Source organism: Nitrospirillum goiasense (genome assembly GCF_034427435.1).
Classification (GTDB): Bacteria; Pseudomonadota; Alphaproteobacteria; order Azospirillales; family Azospirillaceae; genus Nitrospirillum.
Genome location: NZ_JAXQNP010000002.1, coordinates 715,750 through 735,870 on the forward strand (window position 1 = coordinate 715,750; position 20,121 = coordinate 735,870).

Annotated in this window: 18 protein-coding genes and 1 pseudogene; 12 read left to right on the top strand and 7 right to left on the bottom strand. The window is 69.3% G+C overall.

Features of this window, described 5'->3' with window-relative positions; genetic code table 11:
- The first annotated feature begins 239 nt into the window (after positions 1 to 239).
- Positions 240 to 1,211 (top strand): hypothetical protein, encoded by a 972-nt coding sequence (locus ULB03_RS05645; RefSeq protein WP_322482277.1) that lies wholly within the window; start codon positions 240 to 242, stop codon positions 1,209 to 1,211.
- A 199-nt stretch (positions 1,212 to 1,410) separates the two neighbouring features.
- Here the strand turns inward: ULB03_RS05645 and ULB03_RS05650 are convergent, their stop codons facing one another.
- The 6 genes from ULB03_RS05650 to ULB03_RS05670 all read right to left on the bottom strand — a co-directional run bounded on the left by ULB03_RS05650 (position 1,411) and on the right by ULB03_RS05670 (position 5,289).
- Positions 1,411 to 1,560, bottom strand: a complete 150-nt coding sequence (locus tag ULB03_RS05650) for a hypothetical protein (RefSeq protein WP_322482278.1) — start codon at positions 1,558 to 1,560, stop codon at positions 1,411 to 1,413.
- Between the two features lie 83 nt (positions 1,561 to 1,643).
- On the bottom strand, positions 1,644 to 1,871 hold the full coding sequence (locus ULB03_RS27565) for a hypothetical protein (RefSeq protein ID WP_442943671.1): 228 nt from the start codon (positions 1,869 to 1,871) through the stop codon (positions 1,644 to 1,646).
- Positions 1,868 to 3,550, bottom strand: a complete 1,683-nt coding sequence (gene feoB / locus ULB03_RS05655) for a ferrous iron transport protein B (RefSeq protein ID WP_463605627.1) — start codon at positions 3,548 to 3,550, stop codon at positions 1,868 to 1,870. The genes ULB03_RS27565 and feoB overlap by 4 nt, the downstream gene beginning before the upstream one ends.
- Positions 3,547 to 3,936, bottom strand: coding sequence for a FeoA family protein (locus ULB03_RS05660; protein ID WP_322482279.1), 390 nt, complete (start codon positions 3,934 to 3,936; stop codon positions 3,547 to 3,549). Before ULB03_RS05660 ends, feoB begins: the two co-directional genes overlap by 4 nt.
- 157 nt (positions 3,937 to 4,093) lie before the next feature.
- On the bottom strand, positions 4,094 to 4,816 hold the full coding sequence (mtgA, locus tag ULB03_RS05665; protein ID WP_322482280.1) for a monofunctional biosynthetic peptidoglycan transglycosylase: 723 nt from the start codon (positions 4,814 to 4,816) through the stop codon (positions 4,094 to 4,096).
- A 170-nt stretch (positions 4,817 to 4,986) separates the two neighbouring features.
- A complete protein-coding gene (locus ULB03_RS05670; protein WP_322482281.1) occupies positions 4,987 to 5,289 on the bottom strand; it encodes a hypothetical protein in 303 nt (100 codons plus the stop codon).
- A gap of 293 nt (positions 5,290 to 5,582) precedes the next feature.
- On the opposite strand from ULB03_RS05670, the pseudogene ULB03_RS05675 reads away from it, so the two are divergent.
- Positions 5,583 to 8,377 (top strand): annotated as a pseudogene (locus ULB03_RS05675) (ATP-dependent DNA helicase); the annotation flags it as partial.
- 180 nt (positions 8,378 to 8,557) lie between these two features.
- Here ULB03_RS05675 and ULB03_RS05680 read toward each other — a convergent pair.
- Positions 8,558 to 8,764, bottom strand: coding sequence for a hypothetical protein (locus ULB03_RS05680; protein ID WP_322482282.1), 207 nt, complete (start codon positions 8,762 to 8,764; stop codon positions 8,558 to 8,560).
- A gap of 333 nt (positions 8,765 to 9,097) precedes the next feature.
- Between ULB03_RS05680 and ULB03_RS05685 the strand changes: the two genes are divergently transcribed.
- The 10 genes from ULB03_RS05685 to rpmB all read left to right on the top strand — a co-directional run bounded on the left by ULB03_RS05685 (position 9,098) and on the right by rpmB (position 19,992).
- The gene (locus ULB03_RS05685) at positions 9,098 to 9,469 is read left to right on the top strand and encodes a DUF952 domain-containing protein (RefSeq protein ID WP_322482283.1); all 372 of its coding nucleotides are present in this window, start codon (positions 9,098 to 9,100) and stop codon (positions 9,467 to 9,469) included.
- A complete protein-coding gene (locus ULB03_RS05690; RefSeq protein WP_322482284.1) occupies positions 9,469 to 10,536 on the top strand; it encodes a quinone-dependent dihydroorotate dehydrogenase in 1,068 nt (355 codons plus the stop codon). The genes ULB03_RS05685 and ULB03_RS05690 overlap by 1 nt, the downstream gene beginning before the upstream one ends.
- A gap of 55 nt (positions 10,537 to 10,591) precedes the next feature.
- Complete coding sequence (locus ULB03_RS05695) at positions 10,592 to 11,824, top strand: EAL domain-containing protein (protein ID WP_322482285.1); 1,233 nt, start codon at positions 10,592 to 10,594, stop codon at positions 11,822 to 11,824.
- Positions 11,825 to 11,836: 12 nt separating this feature from the next.
- A complete protein-coding gene (locus ULB03_RS05700) occupies positions 11,837 to 12,721 on the top strand; it encodes a TIGR01459 family HAD-type hydrolase (protein ID WP_322482286.1) in 885 nt (294 codons plus the stop codon).
- Positions 12,722 to 12,889: 168 nt separating this feature from the next.
- Complete coding sequence (locus ULB03_RS05705) at positions 12,890 to 14,029, top strand: hypothetical protein (protein ID WP_322482287.1); 1,140 nt, start codon at positions 12,890 to 12,892, stop codon at positions 14,027 to 14,029.
- A gap of 183 nt (positions 14,030 to 14,212) precedes the next feature.
- A complete protein-coding gene (locus ULB03_RS05710) occupies positions 14,213 to 15,973 on the top strand; it encodes a sensor histidine kinase (RefSeq protein ID WP_322482288.1) in 1,761 nt (586 codons plus the stop codon).
- Positions 15,974 to 16,020: 47 nt separating this feature from the next.
- Positions 16,021 to 16,263: a hypothetical protein gene (locus tag ULB03_RS05715; RefSeq protein WP_322482289.1), complete on the top strand. Its 243-nt coding sequence runs from the start codon at positions 16,021 to 16,023 to the stop codon at positions 16,261 to 16,263.
- Positions 16,264 to 16,348: 85 nt separating this feature from the next.
- Positions 16,349 to 18,250, top strand: coding sequence for an ABCB family ABC transporter ATP-binding protein/permease (locus ULB03_RS05720; protein ID WP_416211043.1), 1,902 nt, complete (start codon positions 16,349 to 16,351; stop codon positions 18,248 to 18,250).
- Positions 18,251 to 18,345: 95 nt separating this feature from the next.
- Complete coding sequence (gene meaB, locus ULB03_RS05725) at positions 18,346 to 19,371, top strand: methylmalonyl Co-A mutase-associated GTPase MeaB (protein WP_322482290.1); 1,026 nt, start codon at positions 18,346 to 18,348, stop codon at positions 19,369 to 19,371.
- Between the two features lie 324 nt (positions 19,372 to 19,695).
- Entirely contained in the window at positions 19,696 to 19,992 is a 297-nt protein-coding gene (gene rpmB / locus ULB03_RS05730; protein WP_322482291.1) for a 50S ribosomal protein L28, read from the top strand.
- The last annotated feature ends 129 nt before the right edge of the window (positions 19,993 to 20,121 follow it).

The window sequence follows — 20,121 nt, forward strand, 5'->3', positions numbered from 1 at the left end:
GCCGCGCGCCAGCCGGTGACCGTGAATGACCGAGGGACGTTTCCGCGAGGAAACCCCGAAGCCGGCAAAACTACCGTGCGCCGCCCGGGACGGAAAGAGGTTTCCTGTCACAGCCGCCGGGCCGCCATCCTACCCCCATGCCGATGCAGCCCCGGCCCGAAACGTGGTACGGTATCAACCCTTGTCACGCCCAGCCCCGGGGCGGGACTCCGTTCGTCCTCTGGAGTCGTCCAGCGCCCATGAGCACAGGCATTCAGCCCGCGGCCAACCGCAGCACGCACTTCCTGTTCGAGCACAAGCTTTTCACCGTCGACGGCTGCCGGTTCATCCTGTCCAAGACGAATGATGAGCCGGTGATGTGCATGAAGCTGGGCAAGCTGGATGTCGAGGTGCCCATCGAGAAGCTGTACAACGAGTTCGACATCCAGCCCAAATCGTTCGACGGGCAGTTGCTGACCATGGCGGCCAAGGGCCTGCGCTATGTCCGCGAAATACGCCCCGGCGACACCATCCCCAATGAGTTGATCGACGGTTCCGCCAGCTGGCGGGTGGACGACCGCCATTACAACGTGGCGCGCGGCCGCCTGACGGTACAGCTGGTGACCTGGCTGACGGGCGGCGAAACCGTCGTTTCCAGCCCCGAACAGCTGGAACAGGTGGTGGAGGACCCCAACACCAAGGCCCGTGTGCACGAGGCCTTCCGCATGATCGCCAACCGGCTGTCCCTGACCGGCGACCCGGAGGAGGAGATCGGCCTGCACATCGACATGCTGGCCAAGGAGCTATCCTACATCGAGGCGCTGCGCGAACGGGCCCAGGCCCTGCACTTTGTCCGCCAGGGGCTGGAAACCGCCCATCGCATCTACAAGGCGGAGCGGCTGGTGAAGGAGGAGATCGTGCGGATGCAGACCCTGTCGCTGCCGCCCATCACCGACCTGGAATCCCGGTTCGCCCAGGTGGACGCCCAGACCGGCGAAATCCTGGCCATGCTGAAGAAGTTCGACCAGAACATCAGCTATATCCGGGAAATGCGCGACGACCTGCACCAGTCCCTGCTGCCCTGGGACGAGGTGCTGGACGGATGGCTGAACGTGACGGTGGAAAAAAGCCCCGCCCTGGAAGCCTTGCTGAAGCGCACCTACCACTTCCTGGCCAAGCGCTACAGCCAAGCCACGCAATGGCGCCTGGCGACGCGGCCGGCGCCCAAGTAAGGGCGCCCTCAAACGCCAGGCGCCGGCATTCGCCGGCTGGGCTTGTCCTCAGTTTCCAGTCCAGTGCGCTCCTAGAGTTTTTCTGACTTTCGTTGAAGCGTCAGAGAAACTCTAAGCTTTTGTTCCGTCGTGCGATTCACGCTTCAGATGAGTCCATCTGAAGCGATCGCACTCTAATTTCCCGGCTTAGGGCGCGGCGTCAGCCGCCGCAGTTGCAGCTGTCGGAGCCACAGGGGCCCGGCGCCTTGCCGGCCGCGACCTGGCGGCGGCGGAGGGCGCGCCGGAGGGTGGGGCGCAGGACCCAGGCCAAGGCGGCGGCGACGATCAGCCCGACAATGATCTGCTGCATGATCTTCCCATTCCTCAAACGCCGAAGGGGCATCCGACCCTTGGCTGTCCTCAATATCCGGTTCGCGGCCGCGGCCTAGCGCCTCACGCCCATCCCAGGCTGGCGGCGACGTGGTAGGTGGCCAGCGACGCCAGATAGGCCAGGGTCAGCATGTAGACGAACATGATGACCGGCCATTTCAGGGAGTTGGTTTCCCGCCGCACCACCCCCAGGGTGGAGGCGCACTGCGGCGCGAAGATGTACCAGGCCAGGAAGGACAGCGCCGTCGCCAACGACCAGCTGTGGCCCAGCGTGTCCATCAGGGCGGTCACGTTCTCCTCCCCCCGCCCACGGCGTAGACGGTGCCCAGCGCCGCCACCGCCACCTCGCGCGCGGCCATGCCGGGAATCAGCGCCACGGTCATCTGCCAGTTGAAGCCGATGGGGGCCACCAGGGGCTGCAGCCAATGGCCGATCATGCCGGCGATGCTGTAGTCGATGGCGGGTTCGGTCGCCCCCTCCGGCGCGCCGGGGAAGGAGCTGAGGAACCAGATCAGGATCATGATGCTGAGGATGGTGGTGCCGGCCCGTTGCAGGAAGGCCTTGGCCCGCGTCCACACGCTCATCACCACGTTCTTGGCGTCGGGCACCTTATAGGCCGGCAACTCCATCAGGAAGGGCTCCACCGTGCCGCGCCACACCAGGCGCCGCATGACGAAGGCCACCAGCAGCGCGCTGAGGATGCCGGCGGCGTAGAGGCCGAACATCACCAGCCCCTGCAGCGAGAACACGCCCGCCACCGGCCGGTCCGGTACGAAGGCGGAGATGATCAGGGTGTAGACGGGGATGCGGGCGGAACAGGTCATCAGCGGCGCCACCATGATGGTGGCCAGCCGGTCGCGCCGGTTGTCGATGACGCGCGTGGCCATGATGCCGGGAATGGCGCAGGCGAAGCTGGACAGCAGCGGGATGAAGGCGCGGCCGTGCAGGCCCGCCCCGCCCATGATCTTGTCCATCAGGAAGGCCGCGCGCGGCATGTAGCCGAAATCTTCCAGCAGGATGATGAAGGTGAACAGGATGACGATCTGCGGCAGGAAGACGACGATGCTGCCCACGCCGGCGATGATGCCGTCGGTGATCAGGCTGCGCAGGATGCCGTCCGGCATGGCGCCGTTGACCCAGGCGGCCAGGGCGTCGAAGCCGGCCTTGATGCCGTCCATGGCCGGCTGCGCCCAGGTGAACACCGCCTGGAACATGAAGAACAGCACGGTCAGCAGGATCAGCAGCCCCGCCACCGGGTTCAGCAGCACGGCGTCCAGCCGGGTGGTCCAGGTATCGGGCTTGGTCGGCGGACGCACCGCCAGCTTGATGATGCGGTCGGCCTCGCGGTGGGTGGCGCGCACCTCCTCCGCCGAGGGCTCGTGCCAGGTGTTCGCCCCCTGACTCACCCCTTGGGCGGCGGCCAGGGCCAGGTCTACGACCTGGGCGTCGATATGCTTCAGCAGGTCGACCGTGCCGGCCTTGCGCACCGCCACGGTGGGCACCACCGGCACGCCCAGCTCGGCCGCCAGCCGGTCCACGTCGATCTCGATGCCGCGATGCTTGGCGATGTCGAACATGTTGAGGGCCAGCAGCAGCGGCCGGCCCACCTGCTTCAGCTCCAGCACCAGGCGCAGGACCAGGCGCAGGTTGGTGGCGTCGGCCACGCAGACCAGCAGGTCGGGTTCCGCCTCGCCCTTGAAGCGGCCCAGCACGACGTCGCGCGTCACCTCCTCATCCGGGCTGCGGGCGCGCAGGGAATAGGTGCCGGGCAGGTCCAGCACCTGGACGCGCCGCCCCTCCGGCGTGGTGAAGCTGCCTTCCTTGCGCTCCACCGTCACGCCGGCGTAGTTGGCGACCTTCTGCCGGCTGCCGGTCAGGGCGTTGAACAGCGCGGTCTTGCCGCAATTCGGGTTGCCGACCAGCGCCATGCGCGGCGCGCCGGTCTGAACGACGGGAGTCACGGCGTTCATGACCGGCGGTCTTCGGCGATGACGTGCAGGGGGGCCGGCGCGGGCTCGGCGGCCGGCTGCCAATGGGTGACCAGGATGGCCTCGGCCTCGCGGCGGCGCAGGGCCACGCGCATGTCATCCACCTTCACCGCGATGGGGTCGCGGCCGAACAGGCCCTCGTGCAGGATTTCCACCCGCGCGCCCTCGACAAAGCCGATTTCCAGCAGCCGGCGCTCCAGCTCATCGGGGTCCAGGCTGTCGTGCAGGGCGCCGTTCAGACCGACGCGGACCACCCGGCCCACCTCACCCTTGGCGGCGCGGCTCAGGGGACGGGCGTCGGCGGGAACGGCCTCATGGCCATGGTCGGGCCCGGCGGGAAGGTCGGCGGGGCGGGGGGAAATGTGCATTCGTCCATGCCTCAGGCCCCGGCGAGGGACCCTTGAAAGGGGCCGCCCCAGAATCGACCGGAGGATCGAGCAAGGCGTCTTGGAAATTAATAGTTATTCTCACGCCTCAGCACAAGGGACGTGGACGCGCGTCGGGGCGTCGCACAGGGCATGGTCATTACCGCCTGACACAGGCGTCCAGGCCATCGCGGGCGACCAGGGCGGCGCGTTGTTCCAGGATGCCGATGCGGCGGGCGACGTAGGGGCCGGGGTGGCGCGCGTTCCATTTGCGCGGGCTGGGCAGAACGGCGGCCAGCGCCGCCGCCTGGGACGGCGACAATGCCGCCGCCGGCACGCCGAAATAGGCGCGGGACGCGGCCTCCGCCCCATAGAGGCCGTCGCCCCACTCCACGATGTTCAGATACATTTCCAGGATGCGGCGCTTGCCCCAGACCAGCTCGATCAGCTCGGTGAAGCCGAACTCCACCCCCTTGCGCAGCCAGGTGCGGCCGGGCCAAAGGAAGGCGTTCTTGGCCGTCTGCTGGCTGATGGTGCTGGCGCCGCGCAGCTTGTGGCCCTCCTCATCCTCATCCATGGCGGCGTCCACCGCGTCCCAGTCCACGCCGTGGTGGTTGCAGAAGCGGCTGTCCTCCGCCCCGATGACGGCGCGCTGCAGGGCCGGGGCGATGCGGTCCAGGGGTACGGGCGTCCATCCCTGGGTGGGCACGCCCTGCATCCGGCGGATGAGCATCAGGGGCGTGCCCGGCGGATCGACGACAGCGTAGAGGCAGACCCAGCCCAAGGTGAGCGCCACCGCCGCGAGCAGGGCCGCTTGCGCCCAGCGGAGGGCGCGGCGCAACGGCGGGTGGCGGTCCCGCTGACGGCCGGAACCGGCTTTCACGGGCTTGCCATCATGGCGGGCCATGGTTTCTCGGGGGAAGCGTCCATGGCCCACACGCTGTCCCATTTCCGAAGAAATGCCAACCGCCACCGCACCCTCACCGCGCAGGCGGGAAGTCATCCCCGCCGGAACCATGGCCCCAGCGGCAAAAGGCGTCCGGCCCGCGAGCGTCAGGCGTAGTGTGGGACGCGGCCCTTGGCCCGGTTGAAGGCCGGATTGTCGGCGTCCGTCACCTGCCGCTTGAACCGGGCATAAGCCTCCGCCAAGGGGCGGTTGCGGCGCAGCCCGCCCTCCATGAAAAACCAGTCGCCCGGTATTTCCGCCAGGGGGGCCAGCACACGGCCCGACTTGGCGTCATCCAGCAGGGGCCGCAGGTCCCGCAACAGCGCCGCCGCCTCCGGGCTGGTGGCCACGCAGCGCCGCAGCATTCCTTCCAGGTCCCCAGCCAGGGCCTTTACCACACCTTGGTCCATGATTTCCTCCGATCCGGCCTCTCCAACGGGCCTTGATGCCAGCCGCTGCCAGGATGCAGGCCGGCTGGGGGCCTCCCGGCGGGTGCAGCCGGGATTAAGCCTGGGATGGGGAACGGCGGATGCCCCCGTTGGTTCCCGCCAAAAGAGCGGATACCCCTATCGCTTCGGCGAACCGCCACCTCGGGGCGGAGACGTACCGCTTTTGTTCATGAAATGCCGCGAATCGCCGTCTATACTCCGCCCGCCATGACCGAGCCCTCCCCCCATCGCCTGGCGGCAAGCCGCCGACCAGCCTGGTGTCCGCCCCGACCGGGCCCCGCCGCCTGCTGGTGCCCGACGCGCCGGCCCTGGTGCCGGGCGCCCGCCAGGCCGTCTGGCTGAGCCCCGATGGCGAGGTGGAGGTGATCGACAAGGGGGAGGCGGTACGCCGCGCCCTCGCCAAGCCCCACCTGCTGTGCCATGCCCGCGCCACCGCGCGCCGCCTGGGCACCGACAAGCTGATCCAGGGCTATGACCTGCTGGAGCTGTACGCCTTCGTGCGGCCCGCCACCTTCTGCCTGCCGACGCCGCGCGGCTTGGCCCAGGCCCTGGGGTTGCCCCACCCGGCGGACGCGGAGGGGGAGGCCCTGACCCTGGTGCGCGCCGCGGAGGCGCTGCTGCGCGACCTGATGGGCCCGGTCGACGACCAGCGCTCCGACCCCATCGGCTTGGCCTGGGCCATGGGCGGCGAGGACAATGGCGGGGGCCAGGTGGGGAGATGGCTATGGTCGCCCCTGGTGCTGGCTGCCCTGGGGGCGCCGGCGGGTCCGGAAAAGTCACGCTGGCGGGGTGGCGCCATCCGCGCCTACCAGGTGTGGGCCGGCATGAAGGAATGGCAGGCCGAGGCGCCGGAGCCGCCGCCCGGCCACCTGCCGGTGGAACCGGCCGAGGCCCGCCGCCGCCTGGCCGACCTGGTGATGAACGGCCAGCAGGCGGAGCCCCGGCCGCAGCAGTCGGACTATGCCAGCGCCGTTTCCACCGCCTTCACCCCCCGCGATATGGAGGGGGAGCCCAATATGGTGCTGGCGGAGGCGGGCACGGGCGTGGGCAAGACCCTGGGCTACCTGGCGCCGGCCACGGTGTGGGCGGAGAAGAACAAGGGCCCCGTCTGGATTTCCACCTACACCCGCCAGCTACAGCACCAGATCGACAAGGAGATGGACCGCCTGCACCGCGACCCGGCCACCAAGGCGCGCAAGGTCGTGATCCGCAAGGGGCGGGAAAACTACCTGTGCCTGCTGAACCTGGAGGAGGCGGCCGGCGTCGCCACCGCCAACCCGCAATACGCCGTGGCCATCGGCCTGATGGCGCGCTGGGCGGCGGCCACGCGCGACGGCGACATGCAGGGCGGCGACTTCCCCGGCTGGCTGGTGGACCTGCTGGGCAAGGGCCGCACCCTGGCGCTGGCCGACCGGCGGGGCGAGTGCGTCTACAGCGCCTGCAGCCACTACACCAAATGCTTCATTGAGAAGAGCGTGCGCCGGGCGCGGCGGGCCGACATCGTCATCGCCAACCACGCCCTGGTTATGATCCAGGCGGCGCTGGGCGGCGGGGATGATGCCTACATCCCCACCCGCTATGTCTTCGACGAAGGGCATCACGTCTTCGACGCCGCCGACAACGCCTTCGCCGGCCACCTGACGGGGTTCGAGACGGCGGAACTGCGCCGTTGGCTGCTGGGCGCCGAGAGCGGCGGGCGCAGCCGGGCGCGCGGCCTGCGCCGCCGGGTGGAGGATCTGATCGGCGGCGACGACCACGCCAACCGCCTGCTGGACGAGATCGCGCGCGCCGCCCGCAACCTGCCGGGCGAAGCCTGGCCGCAGCGCGTGGGCGGGGGGAGCCGGTGGGCCCGACGGAGGCCTTCCTGGCCCAGGTGCGCGCCCAGGTCTACGCCCGCGCCCACGGCCCGGACAACCCGTATAGCCTGGAGGTGGAGGTCCAGCCCTTGGTGGAGGGGGTGCTGGAGGCGGCGCAGGCGTTGTCCGCCGCCCTGGGCGAGCTGTCCGCCCCGCTGGAAGCGCTGGCCGACCGGCTGCGTGAGCGGCTGGACGACGAGTCGGACGAGTTGGAGAGCGACACCCGCCGCCGCATCGACGCTATCGCCCGCAGCCTGAAGCGGCGCTCCGCCAACGAGATCGGCGGTTGGCGCCAGATGCTCGCCGCCCTGGCCGAGGAGACGCCCAACCGCTACGTCGACTGGTTCGGGGTGGAGCGGCAGGACGGACGCGACCTGGACGTGGGCATGTACCGCCACTGGGTGGACCCCACCTGGCCCCTGGCCCAGATCCTGGGCGCTCAGGCCCACGGCCTGGTCATGACCTCCGCCACCCTGACGGACGGCACCGGCGACGTGGAGGCGGACTGGCAGGCGGCCCAGGTGCGCACCGGTGCTGTGCACCTGCCCCGCCCCGCCCTGCGGGCCCAGGTGCCCTCGCCCTTCGACTACGCCAACCAGACGCGGGTGCTGATCGTCAACGACGTGCGCAAGGACGACCTGGCGCAGGTGGCCGCCGCCTATCGCGAGTTGTTCCTGGCGTCCGGCGGGGGCGCCATCGGCCTGTTCACGGCGGTGCAGCGCCTGCGCGCGGTGCACGAGCGCATCGGCGCGCCGCTGGAGGCCGCGGGCCTGCCGCTCTTGTCCCAGCATCTGGATGGCCTGGACGTGGCCACGCTGGTCGACATCTTCCGGGGGGAGGACAACGCCTGCCTGCTGGGCACCGACGCGGTGCGCGACGGCGTGGATGTGCCCGGCCGGTCCCTGCGCCTGATCGTCTTCGACCGCGTGCCTTGGCCCCGGCCCGACATCCTGCACAAGGCGCGGCGCGATTATTTCGACCGCACCGCCCGGCGGCGGCATTACGACGACATGATCACCCGGCTGCGCCTGCGCCAGGCCTTCGGCCGGCTGGTGCGGCGGGCCGACGATACCGGCGTGTTCGTCCTGCTGGACCCGATGATGCCCAGCCGCCTGAAGGGCGCCTTCCCCGGCGGGGTGGAGCCGCAGCGCGTGGGCTTGGCCGAGGCGGTGCGCATCACGCGCGATTTCCTGCATGTGCCGGGGCAGTCCCCGGACATCGCCCTGCCGCCGCCATCGCCGCCGGCCGCGCCCAGACCGGCGTCGCCGAACGACGACCCGTGGGGCGACGAGCCTTTCCACCTGCAGGGCTTCGACCTGGACTGAGGCCCAGACCCGTCAGCCGGACGGCTGCCTTGAGCATCCCTGTCGGCGTCAGGCCGACTTGAGCATGGACGTGTAGATGGCCCAGGCGGTGGCGACGCTGACGCCACCGGCGCGGGCGCCGGCCGCCAGCATTTCGGTGGTGGGCTTCAGCGGGGCTTGGGTGTGGGTGGTGGGGGCGTCCGTCAAAGAGGCGCCCAGCGTCAGGAAGCCGGCGCCCAGGGTTTCATCACGATGCGGCGCGTCCAGCAGGCTCATGGTTCCGTTCCCCTCGATTGCGTGTCCCCGGGAACACGCAAGAGCGGTGCCACGACGATCCAGGGTTGAGCGCGATGGTAACGGCGGCGCTTTCCGTAGGCGTCCGGCGGCTTTCCGTTTGCATCGCGGCGCCCGTCACAAAATTACACCGCCACGGCATTATCATTTTGCGACGACGCCTGCGCCGTTCTTCTCAATTTGCGACTCACGCAATTTCCCATCCTGCTACCGGCCGATAGGCGTCTGAACCGTTCGCGAGCCGATTCACGCCCAAAGGTGATTCCACATTGGGGCGATCTGCACTAGGGTCGGCGCCAAGATGGGGACGACAGCATGAACGATGTGATTTTCCATATGTGCCGCGCGGACGAATGGCTGGCGGCCCTGGCCGTCGGTGTCTATGCCGGGTCCTCGCAGGACCAGGCCGACGGCTTCATCCACTTTTCCACCGCCGCCCAGATCGTGGAGAGCGCCGCCAAGCATCGCGCCGGCCAGACCGGCCTGCTGATCCTGACGGTGGACCCAGCCCCCCTGGGCGATGCCTTGAAATACGAGCCCTCACGCGGGGGACAGCTGTTCCCCCACATGTATGGCGGCCTGCCGGTCAGCGCGGTGCTGCGGGCCGACCCCCTGCCCCTGGGCGAGGATGGGCGCCATGTCTTCCCCGATCATGTCCTGGTTGGCGAGACGGGGGAGAGGACCTGATGAGCCTGGCCTATCGCCTTGCCCGCCCCCTGCTGTTCGCCCTGGATGCCGAGCGGGCGCACGACCTGACCATCAACCTGCTGAAGGTTGGCGCCCTGCCGCCGGGACTGTTCGGCGCCGGTGACCCGGACGACCCGATCCTGGCGCAGACAGTCTTCGGCCTGGACTTCCCCAACCCCGTGGGCCTGGGGGCCGGCTTCGACAAGAATGCGCGGGTGCCGGACGCCATGCTGGCCCTGGGCTTCGGCCTGGTGGAGGCCGGCACCGTGACCCCGCGGCCACAGCCGGGCAACCCCAAGCCCCGGCTGTTCCGCGCCGTGGAGGTCGAGGGCGTCATCAACCGCTTCGGCTTCAACAATGAGGGGCTGGAGACCTTCGCCCGCCGGCTGGAAGACAGGCGCGGCCTGGGCCGCTCCGGCATCCTGGGCGCCAACGTCGGCAAGAACAAGGACACGGTGGATGCGGCGAGCGACTATGCCATCGGCATCCGCCGCCTGGCGCCACTGGCCGATTACCTGGTGGTCAACGTCTCCTCCCCCAACACGCCGGGCTTGCGCTCCCTGCAAGGACGCCAGGCCCTGACCGACCTGCTGGCCGCCTGCCTGGAGGCGCGCGGAACCCACCGCACGCCCCTGCTGCTGAAGGTGGCGCCGGACCTGACGGCGGACGACAAGCTGGACGTGGCGGAGGTGGCGCTGGCCAGTGGCATCGACGGCCTGATCGTGTCCAACACCACGCTGGACCGGCCCGACAGCCTAAGCCCGGCGCACCGGGCGGAGGCGGGGGGCCTGAGCGGCCAGCCGCTGTTCGACAAGTCGACGGCCGTGCTGCGCGACTTCTACCGCCTGACGGGAGGCAAGCTGCCCCTGGTGGGCGTGGGTGGCGTGGGCTCGGGCGCGCAGGCCTATGCCAAGATCCGCGCCGGCGCCAGCCTAGTGCAGGTCTATTCCGCCCTGATCTACCAGGGTCCGGGCCTGGTGACCGCCATCAAGCGCGACTTGGCCGCCCTGCTGCGCCGCGACGGCTTCACCAGCATCAACCAGGCGGTGGGGGCGGATCACCGGTAGGCGCTGCCGCAAGCCGGCGGATGCCGGCGCCCGGCGACTGAGGGAAGCGAAAAACATGCACGTGCTGCGTCACATCATCTTCGCCGCCTGTTATGTCGCCGTGGCGGTGGCCGTGGCCCTGGCCCTGCCCTTGGCCGGCGTGGGGGTGGACCGATCCTACGGCCTGCTGCTGGGCCTCGTGGTCTTCGTCTTCGGCGGCCTGCTGCATGAGTTCTACGCCCGCATGGAACAGGCGGAGCGGCTGGAGGACCGGCTGGACCGCCTGCTGGACCGCCAGCGCGACGTGCTGGCGGCGCTGGACCGGTTGATGCGCCCCAGTGCGGAGGCCGGCGGCGCCGTGGCCGCCGTGGTCAGCGACGCCCGCATGCTGCGCACCCTGGCCGACCAGATGCCGGCGGGTGGCGCGGTTCCGCCGCAGGCGCCGGCGCCCACCCCGCCCCCCGCCCCGGCGGCCCCGCGCGTGCCGCTAGCCCCCACCCTGGGGTCCGCCTACGGTCCCCTGACCGGTCCCCTGCCGGGGCAAGAACCGGAGGCGGAGGACGACAGCGCCGTGATGAACGGCATCCGTGAGGCGCTGCGGTCGGACCGGGTGGACATCTTCCTGCAGCCCATCGTCAGCCTGCCGCAGCGCAAGCACCGCTTTTACGAGGTGTTCTCCCGCATCCGGCTGGAGGACGGCAGTTACCTGACCCCGGATCGCTACCTGGGCGTGGCGGCGCGTCACAAGCTGATGGCGCCCATCGACAACCTGCTGCTGTTCCGCTGCGTCCAGTTGCTGCGCGAGACGGAAAAGCGCCACCAGAACGTGGGCTTCTTCTGCAACATCTCCGCCGCCACGCTGAACGACGGCACCTTCATGCAGGAGTTCGTGCAGTTCATGGGGCAGCACCCCAACCTGGTGCAGAAGATCATCTTCGAGCTCAGCCAGGCCGACCTGATGCAGGGCGACGTCTTCGCCACCGGCTTCCTGGATGGGCTGCGCAGCCTGGGTTTCCGCTTTTCCATGGACCAGGTCGACCGCTTCGACGTCGACTGGGACCAACTGGCGGCGCACGAGATCCGCTTCGTCAAGCTGGACGCCGCCCGCCTGCTGGACCCGGACGGCCGCTTCGCCAACCCCGACAAGGTGACCCTGCTGAAGCGCCAGTTGGACCGCAACAACATCGACCTGATCGTGGAGAAGATCGAAACCGACCAGCAATTGCTGGACCTTTTGGATCTGTTCATCGATTTCGGCCAGGGCTACCTGTTTGGCGAGCCGCGCATGGCCCGCCGTCTGCCATCCTGAGATTAGAGCCCCATGACCGCCATTCCCCTGCACACCGGCCTGTCGCACCTGGCGGACCGTTACGACGGATTCATCCTGGACTTGTGGGGGGTGGTGCATGATGGCATCGCCCCCTATCCGGGGGTGCCGGAATGCCTGAAGACCCTGCGCGCCCAGGGCAAGCGCGTCTGCCTGCTGTCCAACGCGCCCCGCCGCGTGGACGCCGCCGCCGACCGGCTGACCGAGATGGGCCTGACGCCCGACCATTACGACGCGCTGCTGACCTCGGGCGAGGCCACGCACGACGCCCTGCGCGAACCGCCCGACGCCTGGCACGCCGCCCTGGGGCCGAAGCTGCTGCACATCGGCCCCGACCGCGATGCCGGCGTCTATCTGGACCTGCCCGGCCGTATCAAGGTCGACCGGCCGGAGGACGCGGACTTCGTCCTGAACACCGGCATCGTCGATTTCAGCGAGTCGCTGGCGGATTACGAGCCCATCCTGGCGGCCTGCGCCGCCCTGAATCTGCCCATGGTCTGCGCCAACCCGGACCTGGTGGTGCATGTCGGGCCGCAGCTGGTGATCTGCGCCGGGGAGCTGGCGCGGCGGTATGAGGAACTGGGGGGCGACGTGCGCCAGCACGGCAAGCCCTATCCCGGGGTCTACGCCCGTTGCTTCGACCTGCTGGGCGGCATCGCCCGCCAGCGCATCCTGGCGGTGGGGGACAGCCTGCGCACCGACATGGCCGGCGCCAACGCCGCCGGGATCGACGGCCTGTTGATCACCGGGGGCATCCACCGCGAGGAACTGGGCGTGGCCGACCCGCTGGCCGACCTGCCGGACCTGGACCGGCTGGCGGACATCGCCGCCCAGGCCGGCCTGACCATCAGCGGCGCCATGAACCGTCTGGGCTGGTGAGCGCCCCGCTGGCATGCTCCTCTGGGCATACCCTCCTTGGTTCACCACCTCTGGCGGGTGTGTAACAGCCGGGTTAAAAGTGTAACGCTTAGGCAAACGTTGCGGACAGGGTGGGACCAAGTGGCCAATAGTCGGGGGAGTTCTACGATGTCGCGCAGGGTGCGTCCCATGGAAACCAGTGCCCTCCCCTCCCGTCCGCGCCTGACGCCGGGTATCCCCGCCGGTGGCATCATCGCCGCCCTGGTGGCCGTTGGCTCACTGGGCTTCATGCTGTTCGGCAGCCATAGTCCATCCCATTCAGTCAAGATCGTGAAGATGGATGGCGGTATTCCCCCCATCCCGCCGATCCCACCGATCCCACCGATGTCCCCCGCCAAGCCGGCCGCCCCCGCCGCTCCCATCAGTCGGGCGGATGCCGACCAGATCCGCCGCGATGTGGAAGAGGCGATGAAGGGCCTGGACGTCGAGTCCATCAAGCAGGAGGCCAAGGCCGCGGCGATGGCCGCGCGGGCCGCCGCCCGGGATGCCCGCGCCCTGAGCGACAGCGCGCAGGAATTTCCGGCACAGCAGGTGGTGAACCTGTCCAACCTGGCCGGCAACACCATCATCCACCCGTCCAGCAGCGCCACCACCATCAGCATCACCGCCAGCGGCGGTGCGGTGCGCGCCGCGGCGGAGGATGGCGCCCTGCAGGTGACGGGCAGCGGCCGGTCGACGGAGCTGACCATCACCGTGCCCGCCAAGACCAAGCTGGTGGCCGCCGGGCTGGCGGGCGAGCTGACGGTGGACGGGGACCTGGACGGCGACGTCGTGCTGGACGTGCGGAAGGCCCAGGTGGCCCTCAAGAAGGTCAAGTCGCTGCAGGCCAATATCGTGGAAAGCGCCGACCTCAGCGTCGACGATGTGTCGGAAACGCTGAAATTCATCATCGCGGGCCGCGGCGACCTGCATGTGGGCCACGCCGCCGACGCGGAGATCCGGGTGATGGGCCAAGCCGACGTGTCGCTGGGCACCGTCGACAAGACCTTGCGCCTGGCGATCTACGGCAATGGCGACGTTTCCGCCGACCGCGTGGACGGGGTGATCGAGACGGTCATCAACGGCAAGGGCGATGTCCACATCAACGATGGCAACGCCAGCGCCCTGAAGGTCGCCGTCTTGGGCCAGGGCGACTTCACCTTCGACGGCACCGCCAAGGACCCCAACCTGTTCATGGGCGGTGGCGGCACCATCACGGTGGCCAAGCACACCGGCACGCCCCGCATCGGCAAGTCCGGCAATGGCGAAGTGGTGCTGGGCGGGGAGTGACCGCCAGCATCACCCGCTCGTCCATTCCTACTATCCCGCCGCCCGCTTTTCCGCCGATTGCACGGGATCGTTCGCCGTGCCTAAAGTACGTCCATTGGTAGAACCCAGCCGACCTGACACCTGATCTTTCGAGGGGGTGCGGCCGAGAGGGCGGCGGCCAGGCGAAAAAAGGACGGACACGGGGTGCGGTTGGGGGCGGCGACACGGATTTGCCTGGGCTACGCCGTGTTCGGCGGGGCCTGGGTCTTAGGCTCCGACATTTTCCTGAAGACGGTGCTGGACGGCGTGCACGCCGCCTGGTTGGCGCCGGTCAAGGGCGTGGGCTTCGTCCTGGTGACGGCCCTGCTGCTGCACCGGGTGCTGGTGCGCGCCCTGGCGGTGGATGCGCGCAAGACGCGCGATCTCGCCCTCAGTGAGGCGCGCTACAGCGCCCTGGCGGAGATGGCGCCCGTCGGCATCTTCCATGTCGATGCCGACGGCCAGATCACCTATCGCAATCCCCGCCTGCGCGAGATTTCCGGCCTGCCGGCGGAACTGGACCCCGGGGGTAGTTGGGAGTGGTGGCTGATCCATCCCGAGGACCATAAGCGGGCACAGTCCCGCTGGCTGGCCGCGACCCAGGCCGGCGAACGCTTCGCCGAGGAATTCCGCATCCGCCGGCATGATGGCCGTATCGTCTGGGTGCTGTGCGAGGCGGTGCCCGTCACCGCCCGCGAGGGGGAGCGGATGGGCTATGTCGGCATGGCCCTGGACCTGACGGCCCAGCACCTGGCGGCGGAAGGGGTGCGCCAGGAGAAGGAACGGTATGAGCTGGCCACCGCCGGCTCCGCCGTCGGCATCTGGGACTGGCAGTTGGGCGACGGCAGCCTGCATCTGTCTGGCCAGGCCCTGACCCTGCTGCGCCTGCCGTCGGGCGAGGTCGCCCCCCGGCGCGTGCTGGGCATGATCCCCAAGGCGGAACGGGCGCGGGCCTTTGCCCATGTGCGGGGCACCCTACGCCTGCGCCGACCTTTCGACCTGGAACTGCCCCTGGTCTGCGCCGATGGCGTGACGCGGTGGTTCCATGTGCGCGGCCAGGGCGTCTGGCCGGCAACGACGCTGGCCGAAAACCCCAGCCGGCCAACCCGGCTGCTGGGGTCGCTGATGGACATCACCGCGCGCAAGGAAACGGAGGGCCAACTGGCCCGGGCGCGGCATGACGCGGAAATGGCCAGCCGCAGCAAGACCGCCTTCCTGGCCAGCATGAGCCATGAACTGCGCACCCCCCTCAACGCCATCATCGGCTTCAGCGAGCTGATCACCCAGCAGACCTACGGCCCGGTGGGCGATCCGCGCTATGCCGATTATGCCGAGGACATCCGGGTCAGCGGCCTGCACCTGCTGGAACTGGTGAACGACATCCTGGACGTGGCCCGCATGGAGGCCGGCCGGTTCGAGCTGGAGGACAAGGTGGTGGACATCGCGGCGGAGGTCGCGGTGGCCGTGCGTCAAATCCAGGCCGGCAATCTTCAGCGCCAGTTGGAAATCAGCGTGGCCCCCGGCACCGAGGGGCTGCACGCCATGCTGGACCCCACCGCCCTGCGCCAGGTGCTGCTGAACCTGGTGGGCAACGCGGTGAAGTTCACGCCCGATGGCGGGCGGGTGACGGTGGCGGGGGAGATCCGGCGCGACGGGCTGGCCCTGTCGGTCACCGACACCGGCCCCGGCATCTCCCGCTTCGTACTGGATAATCTGGGCACCCAGCCCTTCCTGCAGGCCGAACCCTCGCTGCGGCGGCGCCATGGCGGCAGCGGCCTGGGCCTATTCATCGTCCGGCGGCTGATGGACCTGCACGGCGGCACCCTTCATGTGGAATGCCCCGCTGACGGGGGGACCCGCGTCACCGTCGTCTTCCCGCCCGACCGCCAGGTGCCGCCGGGCCCCTCGCTGGCGATATCGCCCTGATCAGGGCATGATGGGGCTGCACGGTTCCCGCGAAACGGCGCACATCAATGCCCCCATCCAAACCCAAGACAGCCAAACCGTCCAAGACACCGACCCCGGATGGGGAGCTACCCTCCAGCCTGGATGCGGTACTGGCGGCCGGCGCCCGTGACAGCCTGCGGCGTGACCAGGGCTATGCCCGTTTCCGCGCCCAGGCGGACAAGGCGGCCGCCGCCGCCGACAAGGGTGACGACCGAGCGTACCGCCTGCTGGCCGAGGCCATCCGCCAATTGCTGAACGACCGCCGCTGAAATCCCGCCACCGGCATGGCCGTCCCCCCGCCCAGACAGGACTCGGCCCCTGTCGCAGTCCGCCCCACCGCCCCATCTAGACCTGATGCCCCAGACAACCGCCACCGCCCCGACCGCGAATCCCGCACCCGGAACCCCCGCCCCCGGCACGCCGGAGCCCCGCCCCACCCGCCCCCAGATGGGGGAGGCCAAGGCGCTGGCCACGCTGCTGCCCTATATCTGGCCGGCGGGTGACTGGGGCACGCGCGGCCGGGTGATCATCTCCATGCTGCTGCTGCTGGGCGCCAAGGCGGCCAGCGTCACCATCCCGGTGTTCTACAAGCACGCGGTGGACCAGTTGGGCGAAGGCATCAAGGCCAACGCCGCCGTGGTGCCGGTGCTGGCCATCCTGTCCTATGGCTTGGCCCGCGTGCTGTCGCTGGCCTTTGGCGAATTGCGCGACAGCGTGTTCGAGCGGGTGGCGCAGCGCGCCATGCGCAAGGCGGCGCTGACCGTGTTCCGCCATCTGCACGGCCTGTCGCTGCGCTTCCACCTGGAACGGCAGACGGGCGGCCTGTCCCGCTCCATCGAGCGGGGCACCAAGGCCATCGAGACCCTGCTGTCCACCGCCCTGTTCAACATCCTGCCCACGGTGCTGGAGATCCTGCTGGTCACCGGCATCCTGTGGCGGCTGTTCAATATCTGGTTCGCCCTGGTCACCTTCACGGCGGTGGCGGGCTACATCGCCTTCACCGTCATCGTCTCCAACTGGCGCACCCGCATCCGCCGCCAGATGGTGGACAGCGACACCAAGGCCAGCGCCCGCGCCATCGACACCCTGCTGAACTACGAGACCGTGAAGTATTTCGGCAATGAGGAGCATGAGGCCCAGCGCTACGACCGCGCGCTGAAGGTCTATGAGCAGGCGGCGGTGCGCACCCAGACCTCGCTGTCGGTGCTGAACGTCGGGCAGAGCTTCATCATCGCCTCGGGCCTGGTGGCCGTCATGTGGATGGCGGCCAGCGGCATCCAGACCGGCACCCTGACCCTGGGCGATTTCGTGCTGGTCAACACCTACCTGCTGCAACTGTATCAGCCGCTGAACATTTTCGGCTTCGTTTATCGCGGGGTGAAGGAAGCCCTGATCGACATGGAGAAGATGTTCGTCCTGCTGGCCGTGGACCGCGAGGTGGCGGACGCACCCGGCGCCCGGCCCCTGGCCGTCAGCGGCGGCGAGGTGCGGTTCGAGGACGTGTCCTTCGGCTATGACCCGCGCCGGCCCATCCTGAAGGGCGTCAGCTTTACCGTGCCCGCCGGGCGCACCGTGGCCATCGTCGGCCCCAGCGGCGCCGGCAAGTCCACCCTATCGCGGCTGCTGTTCCGCTTCTACGACGCCAACGGCGGCCGCATCCTGATCGACGGGCAGGACATATCCCAGGTCACCCAGGCCAGCCTGCGCGCCGCCATCGGCATCGTCCCGCAGGACACGGTGCTGTTCAACGACACCATCCGCTACAACGTCGCCTATGGCCGCACCAGCGCCGGCCAGGCGGAGGTGGAGCACGCGGCCGTCCTGGCCCACATCGACGGCTTCATCGCGGGGTTGCCCGACGGCTGGGAAACCATGGTGGGCGAACGCGGCCTGAAACTGTCGGGCGGCGAGAAGCAGCGCGTGGCCATCGCCCGCACCATCCTGAAAGACCCGCCCATCCTGATGTTCGATGAGGCGACCAGCGCCCTCGACACCCATACCGAACGCGAAATCCAGCGCAACCTGCGCGAGGTCAGCCGCGGCCGCACCACCCTGGTCATCGCCCACCGCCTATCCACGGTGGTGGAGGCGGACGAGATCATCGTGCTGGAGGAAGGCCGGGTGCGCGAACGCGGCCGCCACGCTGATCTGCTGGCCCTGGGCGGCGCCTATGCCGAGCTGTGGGCGCGGCAGCAGACGGCGGACCCGGTGAACGAACCCGCCAACGTCGCACCGTCGAAGCACGTCATCGCCTGACGAGACACGTCGACAGGCCGCTTTTGACATCAGCATTCGCCCGGACCAAATTTCTGGGATATGGAGCGACTGAGGACGTTTCCCCGAGGCCGCCTATGAACGCCGATACCCATCTGCCCTCCGAGTCGCCCGCTGGTTTAGGATCTGACCCCACCGGCCTGGCGGAACCGTTGCTGGCGGGGGATCGGCGGGCCTTGGCGCGGGCCATCACCCTGATCGAATCGACCCGGGCCGATCACCGCGCCCAGGCCGACGCCCTGCTGGCCCGCCTGCTGCCCCATGCCGGGCGATCGGTGCGGGTGGGCATCACCGGCGTGCCGGGCGTGGGCAAGTCCACCTTCATCGAGGCCTTCGGCCTGCACGTCATCGGCCGCGGGCACAAGGTCGCCGTGCTGGCCATCGACCCCTCCAGCCAGCGCACCGGCGGGTCCATCCTGGGCGACAAGACCCGCATGGAACAGCTGTCGCGCGACCCGGCGGCCTTCATCCGCCCCTCTCCCGCCGGCAGCACCCTGGGCGGCGTCGCCCGGCGCACGCGCGAGGCCATGCTGTTGTGCGAGGCCGCCGGCTTCGACGTCATCGTGGTGGAGACGGTGGGCGTGGGCCAGTCGGAGACGGCGGTGGCCGACATGGTGGACCTGTTCCTGCTGCTGCTGCTGCCGGCGGGCGGGGATGAGTTGCAGGGCCTGAAGAAGGGCATCGTGGAACTGGCCGACCTGGTGGTGGTGAACAAGGCGGACGGCGACCTGGTGGCCCAGGCCCGCCACGCGGTGGCCGAATACCGCCATGCCCTGGCCCTGCTGCGCCCGGCGGTGCCCGACTGGACCGTGCCGGTGCTGAGCTGCTCCGCCCTCACCAACCAGGGGGTGGACGGGGTGTGGGACACCATCGTCCGGTTCCGCGACGCCCAAGCCGCCAGCGGCAGGCTGGACGGCCGCCGCGCCGAGCAGGCCCGCGCCTGGATGTGGAACGAGATTCGCGAAAACCTGTTGGCCGCCTTCACCGGGGACCCCGCCGTGCGCGGCCACTTGCCCGAGGCCGAATTGGCGGTGACGGCCGGAACCCGGACCCCGGCCATGGCCGCGCGCGACCTGCTGGCCCGGTTTCGGCGTGAGGCGTAAGGCGCGAGAAAAAGGAACCGTCGCGCCTGGATGTCTCCGGCACTGGGAAACCTTTCCGATGAATAGGCCCCGCCCGTCGCTCAAGAAAAAACGGCGTGGCCTTGACTCCGGGCCATCAACTGGTCATCCGTAGCGCCCCATGGTCGCCAGCACCTGTTCTAGCCTGATTCTCCGTCAGGCCATGGCAGGGATGCCGACGACTGGCCCCTGGTTTTTCCAGGGGTGCCCTTGACTCTCCGCCGCCCCTTCGGTTATATCGCCGCTTCCCTCCGGAGCGGTGTGCGCCCGGGGTTGTCATTCTTGTTATTCCGTGAAGGTGCTCCAATGGCCCGCAAGTGCGATGTGACCGGCAAAGGTCTGCAGTTCGGCAACAACGTTAGCCATGCCAACAACAAGACCCGTCGGCGTTTCCTGCCCAACCTCCAGGAGACCTCGCTGCTGAGCGACGCGCTGGGCACCATGGTCCGTCTGCGCCTGTCCACCAAGGGCATCCGCACGATCGAGCACAAGGGCGGCCTGGACAGCGCCCTGCTGGACATGAAGGACAGCGAGCTGTCGCTGGATGCGCGCCGCGTGAAGCGCCGCATCGCCAAGGTCCTGGCCACCAAGGCCGCCGCCTAAGCATCGCACGCCTTCCGGGAATGGGGCGGCCCCGCCGGGTGCCGCCCCGATCCTTGTGACGAATGCCCACCGGCAGGCCCGCCTGCGGTTCATCGGCATTCGCGCGTGACGATCGCCTTGCCCGCGGGC